This is a genomic window from Flavobacterium amnicola (genome assembly GCF_004122165.1).
In the GTDB taxonomy this organism is placed as follows: domain Bacteria; phylum Bacteroidota; class Bacteroidia; order Flavobacteriales; family Flavobacteriaceae; genus Flavobacterium; species Flavobacterium amnicola.
The window spans coordinates 95,186-120,303 of record NZ_SBKO01000004.1 but is presented as its reverse complement, the minus strand read 5'-3'; the positions used below and the strand labels follow the sequence as shown (position 1 = coordinate 120,303).

Below are 25,118 nucleotides of genomic sequence, written 5' to 3'. Positions count from 1 at the left end.
AAAATAATATTAAATGAAAATAAATAGCATTTGTTGTATTGGAGCTGGTTATGTAGGAGGACCTACAATGGCTGTAATCGCACAAAAATGTCCGGATATAAAAGTAACTGTTGTTGACTTAAACGAATCAAGAATCGCCGCTTGGAATGATTCTGATTTTACTAAATTGCCCGTATATGAACCGGGTTTAGATGCTGTTGTTAAAGAAGCACGTGGAAGAAATTTATTTTTTTCTACCGAAGTGGATAAAGCCATAGATGAAGCCCAAATGATATTTATTTCAGTAAATACACCAACGAAGATGTATGGTGCTGGAAAAGGGATGGCGGCCGATTTAAAATATATCGAATTATGTGCTCGTCAAATTGCCAGAGTAGCTACTTCAGATAAAATTGTGGTAGAAAAATCAACTTTGCCAGTTCGTACTGCCGAAGCAATCAAAAGTATTTTAGATAATACTGGGAATGGAGTGAAATTTCAAATTTTATCCAACCCAGAATTTTTAGCGGAAGGAACTGCGGTAGAAGATTTACATCGTCCCGATCGCGTTTTGATTGGAGGAAATGAACAAGAAGCCATTCAATCTTTGGTAGAAGTTTATGGACAATGGGTGCCAAAAGAAAGAATCTTGACGGCTAATCTATGGTCGTCAGAATTGTCAAAATTAACAGCCAATGCCTTTTTAGCACAAAGAGTTTCTTCTATTAATGCCATATCAGAATTGTGTGAAAAAACAGGAGCCGATGTGAATGAAGTGGCCAAAGCTATTGGGATGGATTCTCGTATTGGTCCCAAATTTTTAAAAGCTTCTGTTGGTTTTGGAGGATCGTGTTTTCAAAAAGATATCTTGAATTTAGTCTATATTGCTAAATCGTATGGTTTGGATGAAGTTGCTGATTATTGGCAACAAGTGGTGATTATGAATGACCATCAAAAACATCGTTTTGCTAAAAAAATAGTCAAAAAATTGTACAATACCGTTTCGGGTAAAAAGATTGCCATGTTAGGCTGGGCCTTCAAAAAGGATACCAATGATACTCGGGAATCAGCGGCTATCGATATTGCTTTGGATTTAATTGCCGAAGAAGCGAATGTTATGGTCTATGATCCTAAAGTTTCGGAAAATCAAATTAAAAACGATGTGAATAATATCGAAAATAACATTAAAGTAACGGCAGATCCTTATCAAGCTTGTAAAGATGCTCACGCGATTGCCGTGGTAACCGAATGGGATGAGTTCAAAGAATACGATTGGAAAAAAATATACGATTCGATGTTAAAACCAGCTTTCGTTTTTGATGGTCGTAATATTTTAGATAAAGAAGCCTTGAAAAAAATTGGATTTGTTTATACCGCTATTGGAAGCTCAAATTAGATAAAAATGAAAAATATTTTAATTACTGGAGGTGCAGGTTTTATAGGATCACACGTAGTAAGACGTTTTGTAACGCGTTATCCGCAATACCATATCTATAATTTAGATGCACTGACCTATGCTGGAAATCTAGAAAATATTAAGGATATTCAAGATGCTCCAAATTACACTTTCTTAAAGGGAGATATTGTTGATGAGCAATTCATAAATGAGATTTTTTCAAAATATCAATTTGAAGGTGTTTTACATCTTGCTGCTGAATCACACGTAGACCGATCAATTACCGATCCGTTAGCATTTGTGAGAACCAATGTGATTGGGACAATGAATTTATTAAATGCTGCCAAAAATCTTTGGAAAGACAATTTTGATGGAAAACGTTTTTATCATATTTCTACAGATGAGGTGTATGGTTCATTAGGAGCAGAAGGTCTTTTTACAGAGACAACCGCTTACGATCCTAATTCTCCTTATTCTGCTTCAAAAGCCAGTTCCGATCATTTTGTTCGTGCGTATGGGGAAACATATGGTTTACCTTATGTACTAACCAATTGTTCTAATAATTATGGTTCGTTTCACTTTCCAGAAAAATTAATTCCGTTATTTATCAATAATATTATTAATAATAAGCCTTTACCAGTATATGGTGACGGAAATTATACCCGCGATTGGCTGTATGTAAAAGATCATGCAGTAGCGATCGATTTGGTTTTCCATGAAGGAAAAAACCATGAAACGTATAATATTGGTGGTTTTAACGAATGGAAAAACATCGATTTAGTGAAATTACTTTGCGCTAAAATGGATGAAAAATTAGGAAGAGCTGAAGGGGAATCGGCAAAGCTGATTACTTATGTAAAGGACAGACCAGGACACGATTTACGATATGCAATTGACGCTTCAAAAATCAACAAAGAATTGGGTTGGAAACCATCGGTTACCTTCGAAGAAGGCCTACAAGAAACGATCAATTGGTATTTAGAGAATACAGAGTGGTTAAATAATGTCACTTCAGGAGAATATTCAAAATACTACGAAAAACAATATAGTTAGACAACTTAGACCTTTTTGAATTTTAGACCATTTAGTAATGAGTTTAAAAATCTGAGAGTCTAAAAATCTAAGAAGCCTAAAAATCTAAATTATGAAAGGAATAATATTAGCAGGAGGTTCAGGTACGCGTTTGCATCCACTTACACAAGTGGTGTCTAAACAATTGTTGCCAATATACGACAAGCCAATGATTTATTATCCGTTATCAGTATTGATGCTAGCGGGTATACAAGAAATATTAATTATTTCAACACCTCACGATTTGCCAAACTTCAAAAAATTATTTGGAGATGGAAGTCAGATCGGATTAAAAATATCTTATGTGGAACAACCTTCACCAGATGGATTAGCCCAAGCGTTTATTCTTGGAGAAGAATTTATTGGCGACGATGATGTTTGTTTGGTTTTAGGGGATAATATTTTCTACGGCGCCGGATTACAAAACTTGTTGTCAAATGCTGTAAATATAGTGACAGAAAAGAACGAAGCCACTGTTTTTGGCTATTATGTTGATGATCCAGAACGTTATGGTGTGGCCGAATTTGATGCGGATGGGAAAGTACTTTCTATCGAAGAAAAACCCGAAGATCCAAAATCTAGTTTTGCGGTAGTAGGGCTGTATTTTTATCCAAATTCAGTAGTGAAAATTGCTAAAAATGTAAAACCATCACACAGAGGCGAACTTGAAATTACGACTGTAAACCAAGAATATTTAGAACAAGGTAAATTAAATCTTCAATTAATGGGACGTGGATTTGCTTGGTTAGATACCGGAACGCACGAATCGTTAACAGAAGCTACCGAGTTTGTAAAAGCGGTAGAAAAACGTACCGGACTAAAAATTGCATGTATCGAAGAAGTGGCTTACAGAAAAGGGTTTATCAATAAAGAACAGTTTCAAAATTGTGCTGGCGTTTTAGGTAAAAGTACCTATGCTGAGTATTTGAGAAAAATTGTAAAATAATTTAGGAAGTTTATTTTCGCTGTAATAATCGGATTTAGAATGAAAATGAAAAGGATAGAGGGATTATTGCGCAATAAACATTTTAAAAGTTTTTCTACACTTGCCGTCGGAACCGTCTCTAGTCAGATACTTCTTGTAGCGGTTTCACCTTTACTTACCCGACTTTTTACACCTCAGGATTTTGGTGTGCTTTCAGCATTCACAAGCATTGCCGTGATTTGCTCGATTGTTTTTTCGGGACGATACGAATTGGCTGTTGGACTACCAGAAAGCGAAGCGAAAGCAGTCGCAATTATGCAATTGGTAAGGAAACTATCAGTTATTTCGTCGGTTCTTCTTTTTATTGCCGTTTTTATTTTTTTGGGTTGCCATTATCTAGGCTATATACGTCAGGATTTGTTTAGTTTTTCCTATTTGTTGCTTCCTGTTTACAATTTTTTGGTAATCAATAATTCAGCGCTAATTTACTGGGTCAATCGTCATAAAGAATACGGAAAAGTTAGTCTTTCCTCACTGTTTTCGGCAATTTTTAATATTCTGATAAGTGTATTGCTTGGGTTTTTAGGGGTTAATAGTTTTGGATTGGTTTTGGGATTGGTAGCAGGAATGTTTGCTTCGGTAGTTTATTTTTATGTACACTATTTAAAACAAATTCCCAAAGAGAAAGCATCCACCACAGAAATTAATTTAGTCGCCAAAGAATATATATTTTTTCCAAAATATACCCTTTTTTCAGATTTAGCCTTCAATCTGAATCAGCAATTTTTGCCTCTCGTTTTTACCGTTTTTTATTCCAATCATATCGTGGGGTTATTTTCATTAGCCAATAGAATGTTGCGCTTGCCAAATATAGTTTTTACCACGGCGATCGCTAATATATTCAGAAATGAAGCCATAGATCATATACGAGTTAAAGGAAATTGTCAAGTTTTATTTAAGGCTACGTTTAAAAAATTGGTTTTTATAGGATTAATAGTCTATTCCTCCATTTTTATACTTTCCCCTTATTTGTTTGTTTTTTTCTTTGGCGCACAATGGGAAACTTCCGCAATTTATGCACAGATTTTGTGTGTAATGTTGTTTGTTGAGTTTTTTACACAACCATTTAATTCTTTATATTACGTTTGTAACAATCAAAAAACATTTTTGAAATTACAAAGTCTACAAACTTTTTTCAGCATTGGAATTGTTGTAGTGCTTTCAGTATTAAAAAAAGATGTTTTAATAATTCTTAAAACCTACAGTTTTATTTCGATTATGTTTAGTTTTACGAATTTGTATTTTACTTTTAAATTATCACAAGTCCAAAATGGAAGTTAGTACAGTAAAAAATCAAGGACTCAAAATTTTTCTGATAGTATCCGTGATATGTGGGTATGAGTTTTTGTCGTTTTTTCCGGATATCTTCGAGATTGAAAATAGAACCATTAGTGTACCCTTTAGAATAATTGTTGGTTTGGTCTGTCTGCTTATAATTCTGAAAGAAAAAATGCAGATCAATAAAAATGTGAATTTTCTGTTCCTATACATGTTTTTGTACATTCTTCGTTTTTTATATGAAACAGTTGTGAATGGACATCTTATTATGCTACCAATCTTGGATTATTGGGGCTATTTAATATTGGGATGTATCTTACCTATGTTAGCTCTTTTGACTAAAATTGATGAGAAAACATTACGAAAATCATTGAAAATCATTTTTATCTTACTATTGTTCATCAATATCATGGGAATGATGAATAATCAAGAATATATCTTGGATGCCAATGGAGAAGAAAGGGTAAGAGCCGATGCCAATTCAGGATTAAATACAATTGTATTTTCAAATATGGCCTTGAATTTAATCATCGCCAGTTTGTTAATTATGTCTAAATCGAGATATAAAATTTTCTTTTTAATCCCTATCGGACTTGCCGTTGTTAATATGGGAATTGCGGGTTCTAGAGGACCTATATTGCAAATGATATTGATTGCGATTTTCTTTGGGTATAAAAATCACGAAAAGATAAAACTCAAATTTGTCATTCCAATTCTTATTTCTCTCATTGGAATTATTTATTATTTTAGTACCAAGTACGATGCATTTAAAATGCTTACGGCTCGATTTACAGAATCTCAAACAAATGAAGGAGGTAGTGATTATAGTAGATTTATGTATTTAAAGGGAGGTTGGGAGCAATTTCTCAATAGCCCATTTGTAGGGGATTCTATTGAAGTGAAACCCTATGGAGTATACCCACATAATATGCTAGTAGAATCCTTTATGTCCTTGGGTATTTTCGGAGGTATTCTTTGTTTGGTCATTTTGTATGTTTCGTTTAAAAAAGCTTTGGTCCAACTTAAAAAGGAAGAAATAATTTGGTTGGTTTTAATATTTTTATCCAATTTGATTGTAACTTTTACATCCGGATCCATAGCTAATAATTTTAAATTTTGGAATTTAGCCGCGATAATTCTCACATACCAATCTACTAAATACATAGTACGAAATGAAAGTAGCCGTACTTACTAATGTCATTCCTACCTATCGCAAGGATTTTTACAACCGTGTTTTTACTAATGAAAGCCACGAAGTAACTGTTTTTTGCCAGAAATCTGTACCTGGATCTAATCTTAAACCTATACATGAACAGTATGGAGAGCGTGTTGTTTTATTAAAGTATTGGTCGCCATTTCAAAACGACAGTCTTGTTTTTCATTTTCTACCAATATTTACCTTATGGAAATATGATATTTTGGTTGTAGATGGAAATGTGAGACATGTTACTATGGCATTGCTTTCTACATTATTTCGATTGTTTGGAAAAAAAATAGTCATTTGGAGTAATGTGTACAGCGCACACGGAAATTCTGCTTTGCAATGGGTGAGAAGGACTTGGTGGCGCATTTTTGATAATTTTTTAATGTACACCGAAAAGGATGTCGAAATTCTTAATGATAAAAAATTTGAACGTAAGAATATAATTGCCATAAACAACGGACTCAATCAAGATGAAATTGACAATACTCGAAGTAATTGGAACAAGGACAAATTGGAAGCGTTTAAGAAGCAACACAATATTGAGTCGCAAAATATCATTATTTCTTCTGGTAGAGTTAATAAAGCAAACAATCACGCTCTTGCTTTAGAAGCTTTGCAAAAAGTGGTAACCACTATTCCTGATGTTTTATGGGTAATCATCGGTAATGGTACAGAAATAGAAGTGTTGAAGACGGCTGCCCAAACAGAAGGACTACAAAATAATATTCTTTTTTTAGGTGAAATCTACGAAGAAGATAAAAAAAGCCCTTGGTTTTTACTTTCAAAAGTATTAATTCATCCAGGCTTTATGGGGTTAACCATATTCAATTCATTCGGTTATTCGCTTCCGGTAATCATACATGATAACATTATGAATCATTCTCCTGAAGTCTTTTTGTTTGAGGAAAATAAAACAGGTTTATTGTTCAAAGAAAATGATCCTGTAGATTTGGCAAATAAAATCATATTTGCATTGAAAAATGAAAGCAAAATGGAAGCAATGAAACAGAATGTTTATAATGTTGTCCGACATAAAAACAATACTGAGATTATGTCTCAACAATTTTTTAAAATGATTAATACTTTAAAGTAGTATGAGAATATTATATATAGCAGCAGTTTATCCTGTAATTAGTGGTCAAGCAAGAGCCAGTAAAACATTGATGGATGCCCTTCGGGAAGAAAAACACGAAGTGGAATTGATTAATCTTGGGAAAGAAAGTTTGAAACATGGAGTCGATTCGTACAGCCGACTTATTACGATTATAAAAGTGCTATTTCAAGTATGGAAGAAAAGAAGGAACAACGATATTATTTATTTGTCGTTAGCAGAATCTTTCTTCGGAAATATGAGAGATCTAGCCATTTGCGCCTTGTGTTTTAATAGTCGTCACAAAATTTTTGTACACATGTTAGGTGGAACGGGTATGAGAACGATATTGAGTGGTAATGGAATACAGCAAAAAATTAATAAATTCTTCTTAAGTAAAATTGGTGGCGTTGTTATTGAAGGAGAAATGAATTTAGAAGCTTTCAAAAGAGTTATTTCTGAAGACAAAATACACATCATTCCCAATTTTGCCGAAGATTATTTATTTGTAGATAGTAAAGAAATAGAAGCAAAATTTAAAAATTACGATTCCATACAAATTTTGTTTTTAAGCAATTTAATACCAGGTAAAGGCTATGAGGAACTGGCAGATGCATTTATAAGTTTGCCAGAAGAGATAAAAAGTAAGGTTAACATAGTTTATGTTGGTGGTTTCGAATCGGAAGAGAGCGAAAAAGTATTTTTAGATAAAATAAAAGACGAAAGCCGAATTAGCTTCTTAGGTTATATTGATGGTGATAAAAAAAGAGAATTGTTGAGTCAGTCGCAAGTGTTTTGTTTACCAACCTATTATCCGTTTGAAGGTCAGCCTTTTAGTATTTTTGAAGCGTATGCAGCAGGTTGTGTTGTGATTACAAGTTACCACAGTGGAATACCTTATGTGTTTGCTGACAATCGAAATGGATTTGTGGTAGAAAAGAAATCCGTTCCGTCTATTCAGAAAGCCATTGAGAATTTAATTACACAAAAGGAAAGTCTGATTGATATAGCATTAAACAATAGAAAAGAAGCGGATGAAAAATACAGAGTTTCTATTTTTAGAAAATCGTTTTTAGACCTTTTTGACCAATTTTATCGTAACAAATAATGAGAATTTCTTTTAAAAGAATTACTTCTTCTGGAAGCTTTATTCCTGAAATTGACGGTTTAAGGTTTATTGCAATAATCAGTGTTGTATTGTATCATTTGAATGGTTTTTTAAATGAAAAATATTTAGATGCCATTCAACAGAATACTACTTTTTATTCTTTTTTAAAGAATCTATTATCACACGGTCATCTTGGGGTGCCATTGTTTTTTGTCATCAGTGGATATATATTGGGCTTACCTTTTGCAAAATTTCATATCGCTAATTCCAAGCCAATAAATTTAAAAAACTACTTCGCAAGACGATTAAGTAGGTTAGAACCACCCTACATATTGGTAATGACCTTGTTGTTTTTTGCAGCTTGTTTTGTTGTACATAAATATTCGTTTCAGGAGGGGTTTATGAGTTATCTTGCTTCTATAACCTATACCCATAATTTCTTCTATCCGGGTATGTTGCCTAAATTAAATGCAGTTACTTGGAGTTTAGAAGTGGAAATTCAGTTTTATATCTTGGCTCCTTTAATGGGGTATTTGTTTTTTGTAAAACCAGTCAAAACAAGACGTTTATTGTTAACCCTACTGACTTTATTATTTCTGATTGTAAATCATACTATTACTTTTAAATACATAAGTGTAATGAATTACATGCAGTATTTTCTTATCGGTTTTATATTGGCAGATTTAAACGTTTCAAAAACCGAATTGTTTTCAAAAACAAAATGGGACTATTTAATCGGTTTATGCTGTTTCGCAATTATTTGGATATTTGATGAGTCCGATTTTAATTCAAATCAGCTAAAATTTGTTTGGGAAGGCATTCAACTCATCAGTATTTTCTTTTTGTATTACTATGTACTATTTCATAAAATATTTAAATTTTTAACTTTAAACGTAATTACCAATATTGGCGGGATGTGTTATACCATCTACTTACTTCACTACCCAATTATTAGTATGTTTGGAAATCCGCTTGTCAAGTTTTCTTTTTCTAATAATGCTTTTGTAAACGTTTCAATTTATTCCATTTTATTGCTAATTCTTATAATCATGTTGTCTTCCCTGTTTTTCTTATTAGTTGAAAGACCGTGTATGGACAAAGATTGGGTAAAAAAATGCAAGAAGAAGATTTTATTTTCCTAAACTAATAGTGTTCTTTTTTTAAGTTACAGATTAAAATACTTCGCCAAAATCAAGATGGATTCAAATTTCAAACTATTTCGTAACGAATCTTAATGATACAGTTGTTGATTATGTAAATTTGGAAAGCACTTGTATAAATTTATGCGACCTAAAAGCCGATTACATTACTCCAAAAAATGCTTTTAACACGTATAAAACTAAAATTTGAACTACTTTTAAAGACCACAATATTGACAGATTAGAAATTTAGGAGTCTGATAATTAGTTTTTTAATAAAACTGTAAAAGCGGTTGTAGCAGAGTTTTTGAAAAAGAGAAGGTTGTAAGCGATTTAATGGCTAAATTTTATTAAAATTGGTAAATATAAAATATGTAAATTAACTGTGTTAAAGGTTAATCAATTGTGCTATGAATAAGAATTTAACTATCCTATTGCTTTTTGTTTTGGCTATTTCTTGTTTGCCCAAAACAAAGCATAACAATCGAAATGATGTTGATGCAAATATTGAGCAAAAATTTTTATATTCAATTCTTGATTATGGTGATGAAATGAAACAATTCGCCCAAAAAAATGAGATGGAATATGTTAATTATGTCGACGAGAAAATGTTCTTATCAACTGAAGAATATAAAATAGATACGCTAAAATTTAAAAAATTTATTTCTGAAAAATTTCCAAATAAAAATCAAAACGGATATTGCTTTATTGATCTTGAAAGTCCCTATTTAGAAAAAATTTGTAACAACGAAACAACGGATGAAGATTTTATTAAAGCGCAACAATTATTTATAGGCATCGTTCAATTTGCAAAAAAAACAAGGCCAAATGTAAAATGGGGGTTTTATGCTATTCCATTTACTACCTATTGGGAAACCATGACGGGATTTTTAGACCGAAATGATAAAATTGATAAGTTGTTGAAAGAAGTTGATGTGTTTTTTCCTTCTATGTACATGTTTTACGATGATGGTATTGTAGGGACTCTAAAAAATTCCGAATACATTTCTTCTAATGTTGAAAAATCTATTGAATTAGGTAGAAAATATCACAAACCCGTTTATCCATTTGTGTTGCATCGATTTCATCCCAGCAACGAAAAACTAGGTTGGTCACTAATGGAAAATTCTTTTTGGGAAGATTATATCAATAAAATTGTAAGTTGTGAGTATAACAGACATAATGTTGACGGAATTGTTTGGTGGGCCGCCGATACTTATTTTTACGGTAGAAAAGACGGAATGAATATCAACAAGGAATTCAAAGGAACAAAAACCGTTTATATCAAGTATAACGATAAAAATTATATAGAAAAGGCAAAAATTGTCAAACCGCTTTTAATTCATTAAAAGTTATCAAAACAATAAGTTAAGTTGTCTTTAAAATTTTACATTTGCATAAAATAATTATAATACATGAATACGAATAAACCTTACCAAATGTGTACCAAAACAATTATGGATACATCCGATCCAAACATTGTTTTTAATGAAAAAGGGGAAAGCGATTATTACGTTAACTTTAAACAAAATATTGAACCCAATTGGCATATCGACGAAAGAGGTTATAAGGAACTGATGAGTGTTGCCGAAAAAATCAAAAAAGACGGAAAAAACAGGGATTTTGATTGTATCATCGGTCTTAGCGGTGGATTGGATAGTTCTTATGCCGCTTACGTTGCCAAAGAAATTATGGGTTTAAGACCTTTGATATTTCATGTCGATGCGGGTTGGAATACCGATAAAGCAGTAGGAAACATTGAAAAATTAATCAACGGATTAGGCTTAGATTTATATACTGATGTTATTAATTGGCAAGAAATGAAAGACCTTCAGGTTGCCTTTCTAAAATCGCAAATTGCCGATCAAGACTTGCCTCAGGATTATGCTTTTTTCTCCGGACTGTATAAATTCGCCAAACAGAATAAAATTAAATACGTCCTAACTGGCGGAAATTTTTCTACAGAATGTTGTAGAGAGCCAGAAGAATGGGGTGGTTTTCCGGGAATTGACACCGTTTTGGTCAATGATATCCACTCTAAATTTGGGAAAAAACCACTCAAGACTTTTCCGTTAGTGGATATTTTGAGTTATAAAATTTATTATCGATATGTTTTGGGAATGAAAGTTTTCAAACCTTTAAATCTAGTGCCTTATATCAAAAAAGATGTGGAGCAATTGTTGTTCGATAAATTCGGATGGGAAAGCTTTCAACACAAACACCACGAGTCTAGATTTACTCGTTTTTATGAAGATTTTTGGTTGCCAAGAAAATTTGGTTTCGAAAAAAGAAGAGCGCACTTTTCAAGCTTAATTCTTACGGGGCAAATGACAAGAGAAGAAGCGTTGGATAGAATTTCAAGACCTGAATTGTCGGAAGAATTTTTACAAAAAGAATTTGAATACGTAGCGCATAAATTGGATTTAACGGTAGAGGAACTTCAAAAAATATTCGAAGGTCCAAATAAAACCTATAAAGACTATAAGAATAAGATGGGAATCATTAAATTAGGCTCTAAAGTAATGATGAAATTAGGGTTAGAAAAAAGATTGTTTAGATGATTACTATTATAGATTATGGGGTTGGAAATATCTATGCGTTTCAAAATGTATACAAAAGATTAGATATCCCTACAAAAATTGCAAAAACACCTCAGGATTTAGAAGACGCGCAAAAGTTGATTTTGCCCGGGGTAGGTCATTTTGATTATGCCATGTCACAGTTGAACAATTCAGGAATGCGAGCAAAATTGGATGAACTTGTATTGGAAAAAAAGATTCCTGTAATTGGTATTTGTGTCGGAATGCAAATGATGGGCAATAAAAGCGACGAAGGTCAGTTGGAAGGTTTGAAGTGGATTGACGCTAATATTAGAAAATTTGATGAATCAACCATCCATCAGCGAACCAAATTGCCACATATGGGTTGGAATGACGTACATCCTTCTGAACATCCGTTATTCAAAGGATTAGAAAAGGATGCAATTTTTTATTTTTTGCATAGTTTTTATTTTGAATGCAATGATCCTAAAGATATTTTAGCGACTTCCAATTATGGTATTTCGTTTACTTCTGCTGCCAATCATGAAAATGTATACGGAATTCAATTTCATCCAGAAAAAAGCCACCATTACGGAGAAGAATTGTTACATAACTTTGCTAAATTATAAGTATGCTTAGACCAAGAATAATTCCCAGTCTTTTAGTTCACGATAATGGTTTGGTAAAAACAGTGAACTTCAAAAATCCAAAATATGTCGGCGATCCCATAAATGCCGTTAAAATATTTAATGAAAAGGAAGTAGATGAATTGGCTGTGTTTGATATTGATGCAAGTGTTCAAGGAAATGAACCAAACTATGCCTTAATTGAAAAGTTAGCCAACCAATCCAGAATGCCTTTGTGTTATGGAGGAGGCGTAAAAACCGTAGAACAAGCACAAAAAATATTCGGATTAGGGATTGAAAAAATCGCTTTAAGTTCTGCAGTAATTCAAAATCCATCTTTAATTACGGAAATTGCCAATCGAGTAGGTTCACAAAGTGTTATCGTAGTGATTGATGTGAAGAAAAAACTCTTAGGAGGCTATGAAGTATACATTCATAACGGAAAAAAAGCAACAGGTGTCAACCCAGTTAAATTTGCCGAAGAAGCGCAACGATTGGGAGCAGGTGAAATTATCATCAACTCCATTGATCAAGATGGCGTAATGAAAGGCTATGATATGAATTTAATTGATAAAATGGTCGAGAACTTAACCATTCCTGTGACCGTTTTGGGAGGTGCAGGCACTTTACAAGATATTAAAAAAGTGATTGATAAACATAAAATTATCGGTGTTGCGGCTGGAAGTTTATTTGTGTTTAAAGGGGTTTATAAAGCCGTACTGATCAATTATCCCAACAAAGAAGAAAAAGAAAAGCTATACAGTTAAGAAATGGAATTTACAAACAAAACGCTTTTGATCACAGGTGGTACAGGTTCCTTCGGAACAGCAGTACTTAACCGTTTTTTAGATACCAATCATTTTAAAGAAATTCGAATTTTTTCTCGTGATGAGAAAAAACAAGATGATATGCGTAATCTGTATAAAAATGACAAGTTAAAATTTTATATTGGCGATGTACGAAATGCACAAAGCGTAGATTATGCCATGCGTGGTGTGGATTATGTGTTTCATGCCGCAGCGCTAAAGCAAGTGCCATCGTGTGAGTTTTTTCCAATGGAAGCGGTTAAAACCAATGTAACCGGAACTCAAAATGTTATTGATGCCGCTGTAAAAAATGATGTCAAAAAAGTAATTTGTTTGAGTACCGATAAAGCAGCTTATCCTATTAACGCTATGGGAATTTCCAAAGCAATGATGGAAAAAGTGGCTGTGGCTGCTTCTAGGAATTTAGAAAAAACAACGGTTTGTTTGACCCGATACGGAAATGTAATGGCTTCAAGAGGTTCTGTGATTCCTTTGTTTGTCAAACAAATTAAAAATAACGAGCCAATTACGATAACAGATCCTTCCATGACTCGTTTTTTAATGTCTTTGGAAGAGGCGGTAGAACTTGTTTTATTTGCTTTTGAACACGGAAATTCGGGGGATTTATTTGTCAATAAAGCACCGGCGGGTACTATCGGCGATTTGGCCCAAGCCTTAAAAGAACTCTTTAAATCCGATAACCCTATAAAAGTTATTGGTACGCGTCACGGTGAAAAATTATATGAAACATTGTGCACGCGTGAAGAAATGATAAAAGCGGAAGATATGGGCGATTTTTACAGAATCCCTGCGGATAATCGCGATTTAAATTATGCTCAATATTTCTCGGAAGGGGAAGTGGATATTTCTAAAATAGAAGACTATCACTCTCATAATACCACGCAACAAGATGTAGCGGGAATGAAAAATTTATTAATGAAACTGCCTCTCATTCGTAAAGAAGTTTTAGGTGAGGTGGATGCCAGACAATATCCCGACTAAATGAATCCTATTTTATTAAAAGGAAATTGTCATTCCGATGATAGAGGGAATTTAAAGTATAATAATGACTTTGATGCTTCTGAAGTCAAACGTACCTACATTATTGAAAATAAATCGACTGTCTTTAAACGTGGATGGCAAGGTCATAAAGTTGAACAACGATGGTTTTCTGCGCTATCAGGAAGTTTTCAAATTCAACTGATTAAAGTAGACGATTGGGAGCATCCAAGTGGTACTTTGGAACCGTTTGTGTTTCAACTGGAATCCGAAACATTGGATGTACTTCATATACCAGCGGGTTATATTTCCTGTATTCAAGCGATGGAAGAAAATTCAAAATTATTAGTAATGGCTGATTATTTACTAGGTCAAATCAGTGATGAGTTTAGGTATACTCTAGATCAATTTAATTGTACGAAATAATATGCTAAAAGTTGGTATAACAGGACAAAACGGATTTGTAGGCAATCATCTATTCAATACTTTAGGTTTGTATGCCGATGAGTTTGAACGCATTCCTTTTAAAAAAGAATATTTCGAAGATACTTCTTTGTTAGATGACTTTGTTTCGCAATGTGATGTTATCGTGCATTTAGCGGCAATGAATCGTCACGAAAGTCAAGAATTTATTTATCAAACCAATGTCGATTTAGCCCAAAAATTGATCAATTCTTTAGATCGAACCCAATCCAAAGCACACGTTCTCTTTTCGTCTTCATCACAAGAAGAGCGAGATAATTTATATGGAAAATCCAAAAAAGAAGGCCGCGAATTATTAGCCGATTGGGCTGATAAATGTGAAGGCAAATTTACCGGGATGATTATTCCTAATGTATTTGGTCCTTTTGGGAAACCAAATTACAACTCGTTTGTGGCTACCTTTTGTTATAAACTGACGCACAACGAAACCCCTGTAATCGATACGGATGGAGAAGTAAAACTGATTTATGTTGGCGAATTAGTGGCAGCCATTATTGAAAATATAAGAGCTGGTAAATCGGAAGCAATTCTCGAAATACAGCCTACATACACACATAAAGTTTCCGAGGTTTTGGAAACGTTGCAGTATTATAAAACCACCTATTTTGAAACGGGTGAAGTTCCGCAAATTCATTCTACATTTGATTTAAATTTATTCAATACCTTTCGGTCGTATTTTGATATTGCGACACATTATCCGGTAAAATTCACTCAACATACTGATGATCGTGGTGCCTTTGTAGAAATAATCCGATTGGGAATTGGGGGGCAATGTTCTTTTTCAACAACAGTTCCTGGAATTACCAGAGGTAATCACTATCACACACGTAAAATTGAGCGATTTGCCGTTATTAAAGGGAAAGCGTTAATTCAATTGCGAAAAATAGGAACCCATGAAGTGTTGGATTTTTATTTGGATGGAAAGGAACCCGCCTATGTAGATATGCCAATTTGGTACACACATAATATCAAAAATATAGGAGAAGAAGATTTGTATACCAATTTTTGGATCAATGAGCCTTACAATCCACTAGATGCGGATACTTATTTTGAAGAAGTATAATTCTTATTAAATGAATTTAGAACATAAAGAAAAATTATTTACGACCTATTTTTGGATTTTACTTTTAGTAGGGTTTTTTGTCGTAAGTATATTTCCTGGCACTTTTCAAATCGATAGTCAAGTCATCACGATTCCGTTTCGAACGATTGTTTTGTTGCTATCAAGTATTATAATTCTTAGAAAATTTTATCAGCAATCATTCAAAAACTATCAAATAACTGAAATTGCATTTCTACTTTTTTGGTTATTGTATTTTAGTAAAGCGATTTATTCATTTCAAAATTTCACTTTTTTACCCGATATACAATTAAAAGAGATGGAGACCTATCTTCGAATTGTCGGAATCACTTTTATTCCAGCCTTTGCAGTCTTGAATTTTAAAAAATCAGATATAGATTTTAAACTTTCCTATATTATCATCTATTATATAATTTTAATAGTATTGGTATCGAATATCTTAATCGGAATTCAACACGATCACCAAGGCAGGACATCTGGAATTATGGGAATGTATTCGATTTCATTTGGACATTGGGGAGTAAGTTTGGTAGTACTGTCCTTGTATCAATTATTGTATAAGTTTATCACCAATAAATATTTCCAAATAAGTGCCGTTTTAGGATTTTTTATTGGACTGTATATCATGTATGCATCGGGGACCAGAAGCCCATTTGTAGCATTGGTATTAGGAGTTTTGTTTTTATTATGGGTGAAAAACAAACGAAAAATTTTATTTGGATTTCTGGCCTTACTTTTTATTGGAGTCGTCTCTTTAGTTATTTTGAAACCGCAATTTTCAGGCGAAAATGAAAGTAGCTTTTTTTCAAGAATAACAAAATCAATTACTACAGGAGATAGTTCTGGACGTGGTAGTCTATACCAACAAGGAATTCAAATTTTTACGGAGCATCCAATTTTAGGAGGAAGAATTCTATACGAAGACGGGATGTATCCACACAATATATTTTTAGAAGTATTAATGGCAACGGGTATCGTCGGATTTGTACTCTACTTTTTGTTTTTTAAAAAATGTATACAGTATATTTATAATGGTAAAAGCGTAAGTGAAAAATACCCTGAAATCATTTGGGTTTTAGTTTTGTGGGTGCAATATTTTACACTTTCGTTATTTTCCTATAACTTGCATTCAAGCCCTGAGATATGGTATTTATCGGCATTGGTCTTGATTTTAAATAAAGAATCAGAATGAAGAAATTAAAAGTAATGACGGTCGTAGGAACACGACCTGAAATCATAAGATTGTCAAGAGTTTTATGCGCCTTAGATGCTTCGGAAGCAATTGAACATATTATTGTACATACGGGTCAAAACTATGATTATGAATTAAATCAAATTTTCTTTGAAGATTTAGGATTGCGTAAACCCGATTATTTTCTTGAAGCGGCTGGGGCTACAGCCACAGAAACAGTTGGAAATATTCTAATTAAAATAGATCCTTTGTTAGAACAATTGCAACCTGATGCTTTTTTGGTGTTGGGAGATACCAATAGTTGTTTGTGTGCTATTCCGGCCAAGAAACGACAAATTCCAATCTTTCATATGGAAGCGGGAAATAGATGTTTTGACCAAAGAGTTCCAGAGGAAACCAATAGAAAAATTGTAGATCATATTTCGGATATTAACTTGACTTACAGTGATATAGCTAGAGAGTATTTATTACGAGAAGGGTTGTCAGCCGATAGAATCATCAAAACGGGTTCGCCTATGTTTGAAGTGCTGCATCATTATCTGCCTCAAATTGAAAAATCGGATGTGTTATCCCGATTAAATTTAGAAGAAGGTAAATACTTTGTTGTTTCCTCACATCGAGAAGAAAATATCAATTCGGATAAAAATTTTAATGGTTTAATGGAAAGTTTAAATGCCATTGCCGAAAAATTTGGATACCCAATTATTGTTTCTACGCATCCGCGAACTCGAAATATGATTGATAAAAAACAAGTGGAAGTTCGACCAGAAATTCAGTTTTTGAAGCCGCTAGGTTTTCATGATTATAATGCATTACAAATGCGTTCTTATGCTGTTTTGTCGGATTCAGGAACCATTTCTGAAGAAAGTTCCATTCTTAATTTTCGTGCCTTAAATATTCGTGATGCGCATGAAAGACCGGAAGCCATGGAAGAAGCTTCTGTGATGATGGTTGGAATGTCACCGGAAAGAATATTACAAGGATTGGTGCAACTGCAACAACAAAAAGTAGGAAAAGATACGAGAAATTATCGACCAGTAGCCGATTATTCCATGCCGAATGTGTCGGAAAAAATGGTTCGAATTATTTTGAGTTATACCGATTATATCAATAGAGTAGTTTGGAGTAAAAAATAATGTAGATGAGGATACTTTTAGTAACACAATACTTTTATCCCGAAAATTTTAAAAGTAATGATATTGCTTTTGAACTTCAAAAGAAAGGGCATCAAGTGACAGTGTTAACGGGATTGCCCAATTATCCAGAAGGTAATATTTACAAAGGGTATGGTTTTTTTAAGAAAAGAAAAGAAACCATAAACGGTGTTGAGGTGGTTCGAGCCTTGCTGATTCCTCGCGGAAAAGGCGGAGGCGTTAAATTGTTTTTGAACTATTTCAGTTGGGCCTTTTTTGCCTCAATAAAAGCACTTTTTTTAACCTTCAGCAATAAATACGATGCTATAATTGTTCACGAGCCATCACCTATCACACAAGGTTTTCCGGCTATTGTGGTCAAAAAAATATGTAAAATTCCGATTTATTTTTGGGTGCTTGATTTATGGCCTGAAAGTTTGACTTCGGCGGGTGGAATAAAAAATAAATTCGTTCTCGGTTTTTTTGATAAAATTGTGAAGTACATTTATAATAATTCTGATAAAATATTAATTAGTTCCAAAGGGTTTCAAAAGTCAATTTTGGAGAAAGGGAATTATGCCGATAAGTTAATTTATTTCCCTAATTGGTCGGAAGATACCATATCGAAAGGAGATGCTAATTTTCCTATTCCAAATTTACCCGAAGGATTTAAAATACTTTTTGCTGGAAATATTGGAACGTCTCAAGACATGGAAAATGTGGCTTTGGCTGCTTTGGAATTGAAGCAATATTCGGATATAAAATTTATTTTAGTTGGCGATGGAAGAAGTAAATCTTTCGTAGAAGAGTTTATCAAAGAACATCATTTAGAAGATACTATTTACCTGATGGGAAAACATCCAATCGAAGCGATGTCGTCGTTTTTTAATAAAGCCGACGGATTGTTAGTGTCTTTAAAAGACGAATTGATATTTAATGTAACAGTTCCAGCCAAAGTTCAAGCGTATATGAGTGCTTCAAAGCCCATATTGGCGATGATGAATGGAGAAGGGGCTTCACTTGTAAATGAAGCAAAATGTGGTTTTAGTGCTGGAGCTGGCGATTATAAAGAATTGGCTCAAATCGTGCTTAAGTTATATTATCTGAACGCTGAAGAGCGAACTGCGATGGGGAAATCGGGAGCAGCCTATTACGAAAAGCATTTCAAGATGGAAAAATGTATTAATAATTTGAACGAGATAATTGAAGGAAGATAAAATGAAAGTGGTAATCACCGGTTTTTCAGGATTTGTCGGAACGAACCTTTCCCACTATTTGGAGCAAGCAAATTGTGAGATACAATCCTTGTCGTTACGAAATGACAATTGGAAAGAGACTATAGATTTGAAAGCAGATGCGGTAATTCATTTGGCAGGTAAAGCTCACGATTTAAAAAAGACGAGCAATGCGGAGGCCTATTTTGAAGTGAATTATGAGCTGACCAAAAAAATCTATGATTGTTTTCTGAAATCAGAATCGGAAGTTTTTGTGTATATGAGCTCTGTAAAAGCAGTAAAAGATATCGTGGAAGGTGTTTTAACAGAAGAAGATGTGCCTACTCCCGTAACCGCGTATGGCCAATCAAAATTAAAAGCAGAACACTATATTTTAAACAATATACCGCCTAACAAACGGGTCTATATTTTACGTCCATGTATGATTCATGGTCCCGGAAACAAAGGCAATTTAAATTTATTGTTTCAATTGGTTTCCAAAGGATTTCCATGGCCGTTAGGAAGTTTTCAAAACCAACGTTCGTTTTTAAGTATCGAAAATCTGTGCTTTGTGATTCAAGAATTATTGCATCAAAAAACAATTCCTTCTGGGGTGTATAATGTAGCCGATGATGTTTCATTGTCGACCAATAATGTAATCGAATTATTAGGAGAAAGCCTAGGTAAGAAGAGTAGGATATGGAAAGTACCTGCCCATTGGATAAAAACGATAGCAAAATCGGGGGATTATTTGCATTTGCCTTTAAACACAGAAAGATTACATAAATTAACTGAAAATTATGTAGTTAGTAATCATAAAATTGTGAAAGCCATTCAAAAACCAATGCCCGTTTCGTCGAGAGAAGGTTTGATGATTACGTTTACATCTTTTCGTTAACATATAAAAATGGAATATTTATTAATTTTAGTCGTACTTTTTGTTTTAGAGTTGGTCTACTTTAAAGTGGCCGACAAGTACAATATTATTGACAAACCCAACCACCGCAGTGCCCATACCGAAATCACTTTGAGAGGGGGAGGTGTCATTTTTTGGTTAGCAGCCTTACTCTACACAATGCAGCATTTTCAAGAAGCCAAATGGTTTTTTGTAGGGATTTCGATTATGAGTTTGGTTAGTTTTTGGGACGATATTCAAAGTTTACCGAATAAAGTACGATTGCTGGCACATTTCATTGCCATAACAACCGTGTTTTATAGTTTAAATTTATTTCAAGTACTTCCTTTTTGGATTGTATTACTAGCCTATGTGTTATTTATCGGAATTATAAATGCCTATAATTTCATGGATGGAATCAACGGAATTACTGGGGTATATACTACTGTAGTGTTTGCTTCGCTTTGGTATGTTAATGAGATGATTCATCCTTTTCTGTCATCTTCTTTTTTAATTTATCCGATGATTGCCAGTTTGGTTTTTCTTTTTTTTAATTTCAGAAAAAGGGCAAAATGTTTCGCAGGTGATATTGGAAGTATCGGAATTGCTTTTTGGATAATCTATGTTTTAATTCAGTTGATTATTGCGACGAATACTATAATTTGGTTATTGTTTTTGGCGGTTTATGGAGTAGATACTGTTTGTACAATTATTCACCGTTTGTATTTAAGAGAAAATATATTTGAAGCACACCGTCACCATTTCTACCAGATTCTAAGTAATGATTACAAAATTCAGCATCGTTTGGTTGCTCTTTTTTATGGGGTACTCCAGTTGTTGTGCTCTTTTTTAATAATTTGGTACCACCAAATAAACCCAGTGTATTTGTTTTTACTGATTGTATTGCCCTTAGTAGCCATTTATGGGACCAAATTTTATCTTATTAAACGATTGAACGATGCACAATAACCGAATCCATTTATCGCAATCACACTTATCTGGGAAGGAAGAAAAATATATTTTTCAATCGCCAAATTGGATTGATGTGAAAGGGGAAAATATTGCCGGTTTTGAAGCTGATTTGGAACAATATTTAAAAGCGGATTCTTATGTTGCCGCTTTAAGTTCTGGAACAGCGGCCTTACATCTGGCTTTGGTGGTGTTAGGAGTTCAAAAAGATGATGAGGTGATTTGCCAAAGTATGACTTTTTCGGCATCAGCTAACCCTATTGTGTATTTAGGTGCGTCCCCTGTTTTTGTAGATAGTGAACTGGATACCTGGAATATGTGTCCAATTGCACTAGAAGAAGCGATTGTTGATCGTATTTCAAAAGGGAAGAAACCAAAAGCAATAATTGCAGTGCATTTATACGGAATGCCTTACAAACACGATGAAATAAGCACAATAGCTCAAAAGTATGCTATTCCGTTAGTGGAAGATAGTGCAGAAGCACTCGGCAGTACCTATAAAAATCAAAAATGTGGGACGTTAGGCGATATCAGTATTTTGTCTTTTAATGGCAATAAAGTTATTACGACTTCCGGAGGTGGCGCTTTGGTTACTTCAGATGTAAAAATTAAAGAAAGAGCTATTTTTTTAGCTACCCAAGCCCGTGAAACTGCTCCTCATTACCAACACAGCCAGATTGGGTATAACTACAGAATGAATAATATTTGTGCGGGTATTGGTCGCGGTCAAATGGAAGTATTAACGGAGTATGTTGGTTTGCGTCGCGATATGCATCAACTGTATTTTGATTTTTTTCAAAATATTGACCAAGTAAAAGTATTGCACGAGCCCACAAATGATTATTTTTCAAACCATTGGTTAAGTGCGATTTTGCTAGATTCGTACAAAAAAAGAGAGGCCTTGCGTTTGGCATTTGAAGCCGAAAATATCGAAACCAGACCACTTTGGAAACCAATGCATTTGCAACCCATTTTTTCAGATGCACCGTATTATGGACAGCAGGTGGCGGAAAATTTATTTAATAACGGATTGTGTTTGCCTTCCAGTTCGAATACTACTGCACTTGAAAAAGAAAAAATTCTTGAAGTTATGCGAAAATTTTTCGCATAATATGCGGTATTCCATACGGAATTTACTTAATTTGCCATTGGGGAACTATCTTATTCAATACTAGAACACTTGGAAATTAAAGATAAGGCAAATTTTAAATCGGTTATTCGACAAATTTTACAGTCAACAGCTGGTTCAAATTTTAACATAAAAAATTTAGGATACCTTCCTAGATGGGTTATTTTACTGCTTGATATTGCGGCTATAGCAATGTCATGTGCGTTTACTTATTTTGTGTTTCTTTGGTTAAGTCTCGATTTTTTTAAGGGTGAAAATTATTCTTTAAAACTCGTTTTATATTTCGGGGTAAATATTTTCTTTTTTTGGTGGTTTAAAACCTATGCTGGGATTATCAGACACTCGTCTTTTATTGATGCCATAAAAATATTTTTTTCCTTAGCTTTTTCAACAGCAGTTTTGGTGTTTATTGATGTTGTAAGTAAGTATGTTTTTAAGTACGATTTGTACATCACCATTGCTTTAATTTTAAATCCACTATTTTCCTTTTTTTTATTGTTTTCTTATCGTGTTTTAGTGAAACAAGTTTTCGAGAACATAGTTAAGCCTATTCAAGGAGGAAAATTAGTAAATGCTTTAATTTATGGAGCCGATGCGAATGCCATTTCAATTACCAATGCTTTAAATGCTGAAATTCCTTCCCGATTTAAAATTTTAGGTTTCATAGATAAATACAATTTGAACGATACAAAGCGTATTTTGAATCTGCCGATTGTTAGTCAGAAGAAAAAAATTTCCGTTATTATGCGTTCTATGGGGGCAGAAGCATTAATTGTTGCCGACAAAAGTTTGTCAAAAGAAGAACAAATGATTATTGTTGACGATTGTTTAGAGTACAATTTAAAAGTGTACACCGTTCCTTTAATTACGGACTGGGAGAATCAACAAGAAATTTCTAAAAAAATTAAGAGTTTCCAAATTGAAGATTTATTAGACCGAAAGCCAATCGTTTTGGATAATAAATTGATTTCAAATCAGATCCAGAACAAAACGATTTTAGTAACAGGTGCAGCTGGTTCTATTGGAAGTGAAATTGTTCGTCAGTTATTGAATTTTGAACCAGAGAAACTTCTAATTCTAGATCAAGCAGAATCGCCACTTCATGATTTAACGCTTGAAATTCAAAAATTAAATAATAAAATTGAAATCATATCGCTTATTGCAGATATACGCGATAAAAACGGAATTGCTAGAATTCTGGAGATGTATAAGCCGCATTTAATTTATCATGCGGCAGCCTATAAACACGTCCCATTAATGGAGGAGAATCCTTCTCAAGCCATTTTTGCGAATGTGATGGGGACTAAAAATTTAGCCGATTTAGCGGTTGAATTTGGAGTTGAAAAATTTGTGATGGTTTCTACCGATAAAGCGGTGAATCCTAGTAATGTAATGGGGGCTAGTAAGCGAATTGCCGAAAAATATGTCCAATCGTTATTTTTTAACGAATTAAAATCCAATTCCGATACAACAAAATTTATAACTACGCGTTTTGGAAATGTTTTAGGTTCCAATGGTTCTGTCGTGCCTTTGTTTTCGAAACAAATCGCCGAGGGAGGTCCTGTGACCATAACACACGAAGAAATTATACGCTATTTCATGACGATTCCAGAGGCTTGTCAATTGGTACTGGAAGCTGGAGGTATGGGAAATGGAGGTGAAATTTATATTTTTGACATGGGGAAACCGGTCAAAATTTATGATTTAGCCAAAAAAATGATTCGATTGGCAGGGTATGTGCCCGAGAAAGAAATCAAAATTAAAGTAGTAGGTTTGCGTCCGGGTGAAAAATTGTACGAAGAATTATTGACCGATCAATCCAAAACCTTACCTACCCATCATGAAAAAATAATGATTGCACAGGAAGTGATTGAAAAATTTGAGAATATTGATCAAGATGTTTCAGAAGTAATGCAATTGGCTCAAAATTATGAAGCCAATTTAATTGTTGCTAAAATGAAACAAATTGTTCCAGAATACATAAGTTTAAATTCCTCTTTTGAAATATTAGATACCAAATGAAACTAAATACGATATATAAAAGCCTGGTTATTATTGCTGTTCTTACCCTTGTTAGTTGTAAGCAACAAAAAAATATTGCTTACTATCAAAGTATTGATGGACAAACATCAAATTCGTTTTCTAACACGTATGACGCGACAATTCAACCCGATGATTTGTTATTGATTATAGTTTCTGCTGAAGACGCAGAGGCTGCGGCTCCATTCAATTTAGAATCGACAATTGTTCCCTCCATGATAGGTCAAAATATTTCCGCACAAAGACAGCATCAAATGTATTTGGTAGATAAAAACGGGACTATAGAATTCCCAGTATTAGGAACTCTGAATGTTATAGATAAAACAAAATCGGAAGTGGTAAAAGATTTAAGAAACCGATTGTCTTCAAAATATATCAAAAATCCTATTGTTAACCTTCGTATTATGAACTTTAAGGTTTCGGTTCAAGGAGAAGTGGCGCGTCCAGGAAGTTATCCTATCAATTCAGAACGTATTACATTGCCTGAAGCGTTAAGTATGGCGGGCGATATGACAATTTATGGAAAAAGAAATAATGTTACAGTAATTCGCGAAGTAGATAATAAAAAAGCAATACTTAAGGTCGATATGTCAAAATCTGATTTTATTAACTCACCAGCGTATTATTTGAAACAAAATGATTTAATATATGTAGAACCTAATGCGGCAAAAGCCAATTCCTCTACCTTTAATCAAAATATTCCAGTTTGGATTTCATTATCATCGGTATTAATTTCTTTAGTACTGTTATTTAAAAAATAA

At 33.6% G+C, this 25,118-nt stretch carries 23 protein-coding genes; all 23 read left to right on the top strand.

Annotated elements, in window-relative coordinates:
• The first annotated feature begins 13 nt into the window (after positions 1 to 13).
• The 23 genes from EQG63_RS09925 to EQG63_RS09815 all read left to right on the top strand — a co-directional run bounded on the left by EQG63_RS09925 (position 14) and on the right by EQG63_RS09815 (position 25,118).
• Complete coding sequence (locus tag EQG63_RS09925; RefSeq protein WP_129436220.1) at positions 14 to 1,375, top strand: UDP-glucose 6-dehydrogenase; 1,362 nt, start codon at positions 14 to 16, stop codon at positions 1,373 to 1,375.
• Positions 1,376 to 1,381: 6 nt separating this feature from the next.
• Positions 1,382 to 2,428: a dTDP-glucose 4,6-dehydratase gene (gene rfbB, locus EQG63_RS09920; RefSeq protein WP_129436219.1), complete on the top strand. Its 1,047-nt coding sequence runs from the start codon at positions 1,382 to 1,384 to the stop codon at positions 2,426 to 2,428.
• Between the two features lie 91 nt (positions 2,429 to 2,519).
• Positions 2,520 to 3,392: a glucose-1-phosphate thymidylyltransferase RfbA gene (gene rfbA, locus EQG63_RS09915; RefSeq protein ID WP_129436218.1), complete on the top strand. Its 873-nt coding sequence runs from the start codon at positions 2,520 to 2,522 to the stop codon at positions 3,390 to 3,392.
• A gap of 45 nt (positions 3,393 to 3,437) precedes the next feature.
• Positions 3,438 to 4,712 carry a lipopolysaccharide biosynthesis protein gene (locus tag EQG63_RS09910; protein ID WP_164974496.1) on the top strand — a complete coding sequence of 425 codons (1,275 nt, stop codon included), beginning with the start codon at positions 3,438 to 3,440 and terminating at the stop codon, positions 4,710 to 4,712.
• Positions 4,713 to 4,881: 169 nt separating this feature from the next.
• A complete protein-coding gene (locus EQG63_RS09905; RefSeq protein ID WP_129436216.1) occupies positions 4,882 to 5,904 on the top strand; it encodes an O-antigen ligase family protein in 1,023 nt (340 codons plus the stop codon).
• The gene (locus EQG63_RS09900; protein WP_129436215.1) at positions 5,882 to 7,006 is read left to right on the top strand and encodes a glycosyltransferase; all 1,125 of its coding nucleotides are present in this window, start codon (positions 5,882 to 5,884) and stop codon (positions 7,004 to 7,006) included. Before EQG63_RS09905 ends, EQG63_RS09900 begins: the two co-directional genes overlap by 23 nt.
• A gap of 1 nt (position 7,007) precedes the next feature.
• Positions 7,008 to 8,111 (top strand): glycosyltransferase family 4 protein, encoded by a 1,104-nt coding sequence (locus EQG63_RS09895; protein WP_129436214.1) that lies wholly within the window; start codon positions 7,008 to 7,010, stop codon positions 8,109 to 8,111.
• On the top strand, positions 8,111 to 9,253 hold the full coding sequence (locus tag EQG63_RS09890; RefSeq protein ID WP_129436213.1) for an acyltransferase family protein: 1,143 nt from the start codon (positions 8,111 to 8,113) through the stop codon (positions 9,251 to 9,253). Before EQG63_RS09895 ends, EQG63_RS09890 begins: the two co-directional genes overlap by 1 nt.
• Positions 9,254 to 9,660: 407 nt before the next feature.
• A complete protein-coding gene (locus tag EQG63_RS09885) occupies positions 9,661 to 10,599 on the top strand; it encodes a hypothetical protein (RefSeq protein ID WP_129436212.1) in 939 nt (312 codons plus the stop codon).
• Positions 10,600 to 10,665: 66 nt separating this feature from the next.
• Positions 10,666 to 11,811 carry an N-acetyl sugar amidotransferase gene (locus EQG63_RS09880; protein ID WP_129436211.1) on the top strand — a complete coding sequence of 382 codons (1,146 nt, stop codon included), beginning with the start codon at positions 10,666 to 10,668 and terminating at the stop codon, positions 11,809 to 11,811.
• On the top strand, positions 11,808 to 12,419 hold the full coding sequence (gene hisH / locus EQG63_RS09875) for an imidazole glycerol phosphate synthase subunit HisH (RefSeq protein WP_129436210.1): 612 nt from the start codon (positions 11,808 to 11,810) through the stop codon (positions 12,417 to 12,419). Before EQG63_RS09880 ends, hisH begins: the two co-directional genes overlap by 4 nt.
• 2 nt (positions 12,420 to 12,421) lie before the next feature.
• Positions 12,422 to 13,183 carry an AglZ/HisF2 family acetamidino modification protein gene (locus tag EQG63_RS09870; RefSeq protein WP_129436209.1) on the top strand — a complete coding sequence of 254 codons (762 nt, stop codon included), beginning with the start codon at positions 12,422 to 12,424 and terminating at the stop codon, positions 13,181 to 13,183.
• Between the two features lie 3 nt (positions 13,184 to 13,186).
• Complete coding sequence (locus EQG63_RS09865) at positions 13,187 to 14,224, top strand: polysaccharide biosynthesis protein (protein WP_129436208.1); 1,038 nt, start codon at positions 13,187 to 13,189, stop codon at positions 14,222 to 14,224.
• Positions 14,225 to 14,647 carry a WxcM-like domain-containing protein gene (locus EQG63_RS09860; protein ID WP_129436207.1) on the top strand — a complete coding sequence of 141 codons (423 nt, stop codon included), beginning with the start codon at positions 14,225 to 14,227 and terminating at the stop codon, positions 14,645 to 14,647.
• A gap of 1 nt (position 14,648) precedes the next feature.
• Positions 14,649 to 15,767 (top strand): polysaccharide biosynthesis C-terminal domain-containing protein, encoded by a 1,119-nt coding sequence (locus tag EQG63_RS09855; RefSeq protein ID WP_129436206.1) that lies wholly within the window; start codon positions 14,649 to 14,651, stop codon positions 15,765 to 15,767.
• Positions 15,768 to 15,777: 10 nt separating this feature from the next.
• Positions 15,778 to 16,977, top strand: coding sequence for an O-antigen ligase family protein (locus EQG63_RS09850; protein ID WP_129436205.1), 1,200 nt, complete (start codon positions 15,778 to 15,780; stop codon positions 16,975 to 16,977).
• On the top strand, positions 16,974 to 18,113 hold the full coding sequence (gene wecB / locus EQG63_RS09845) for a non-hydrolyzing UDP-N-acetylglucosamine 2-epimerase (RefSeq protein ID WP_129436204.1): 1,140 nt from the start codon (positions 16,974 to 16,976) through the stop codon (positions 18,111 to 18,113). Before EQG63_RS09850 ends, wecB begins: the two co-directional genes overlap by 4 nt.
• 5 nt (positions 18,114 to 18,118) lie before the next feature.
• On the top strand, positions 18,119 to 19,327 hold the full coding sequence (locus tag EQG63_RS09840; RefSeq protein ID WP_129436203.1) for a glycosyltransferase family 4 protein: 1,209 nt from the start codon (positions 18,119 to 18,121) through the stop codon (positions 19,325 to 19,327).
• A 1-nt stretch (position 19,328) separates the two neighbouring features.
• The gene (locus EQG63_RS09835) at positions 19,329 to 20,222 is read left to right on the top strand and encodes an NAD-dependent epimerase/dehydratase family protein (RefSeq protein WP_129436202.1); all 894 of its coding nucleotides are present in this window, start codon (positions 19,329 to 19,331) and stop codon (positions 20,220 to 20,222) included.
• A gap of 9 nt (positions 20,223 to 20,231) precedes the next feature.
• Positions 20,232 to 21,188, top strand: coding sequence for an MraY family glycosyltransferase (locus tag EQG63_RS09830; protein WP_129436201.1), 957 nt, complete (start codon positions 20,232 to 20,234; stop codon positions 21,186 to 21,188).
• Complete coding sequence (locus EQG63_RS09825; protein ID WP_129436200.1) at positions 21,178 to 22,299, top strand: DegT/DnrJ/EryC1/StrS family aminotransferase; 1,122 nt, start codon at positions 21,178 to 21,180, stop codon at positions 22,297 to 22,299. The genes EQG63_RS09830 and EQG63_RS09825 overlap by 11 nt, the downstream gene beginning before the upstream one ends.
• Positions 22,300 to 22,368: 69 nt before the next feature.
• Entirely contained in the window at positions 22,369 to 24,339 is a 1,971-nt protein-coding gene (locus EQG63_RS09820) for a polysaccharide biosynthesis protein (RefSeq protein WP_129436199.1), read from the top strand.
• Positions 24,336 to 25,118 (top strand): polysaccharide biosynthesis/export family protein, encoded by a 783-nt coding sequence (locus EQG63_RS09815; protein WP_129436198.1) that lies wholly within the window; start codon positions 24,336 to 24,338, stop codon positions 25,116 to 25,118. The genes EQG63_RS09820 and EQG63_RS09815 overlap by 4 nt, the downstream gene beginning before the upstream one ends.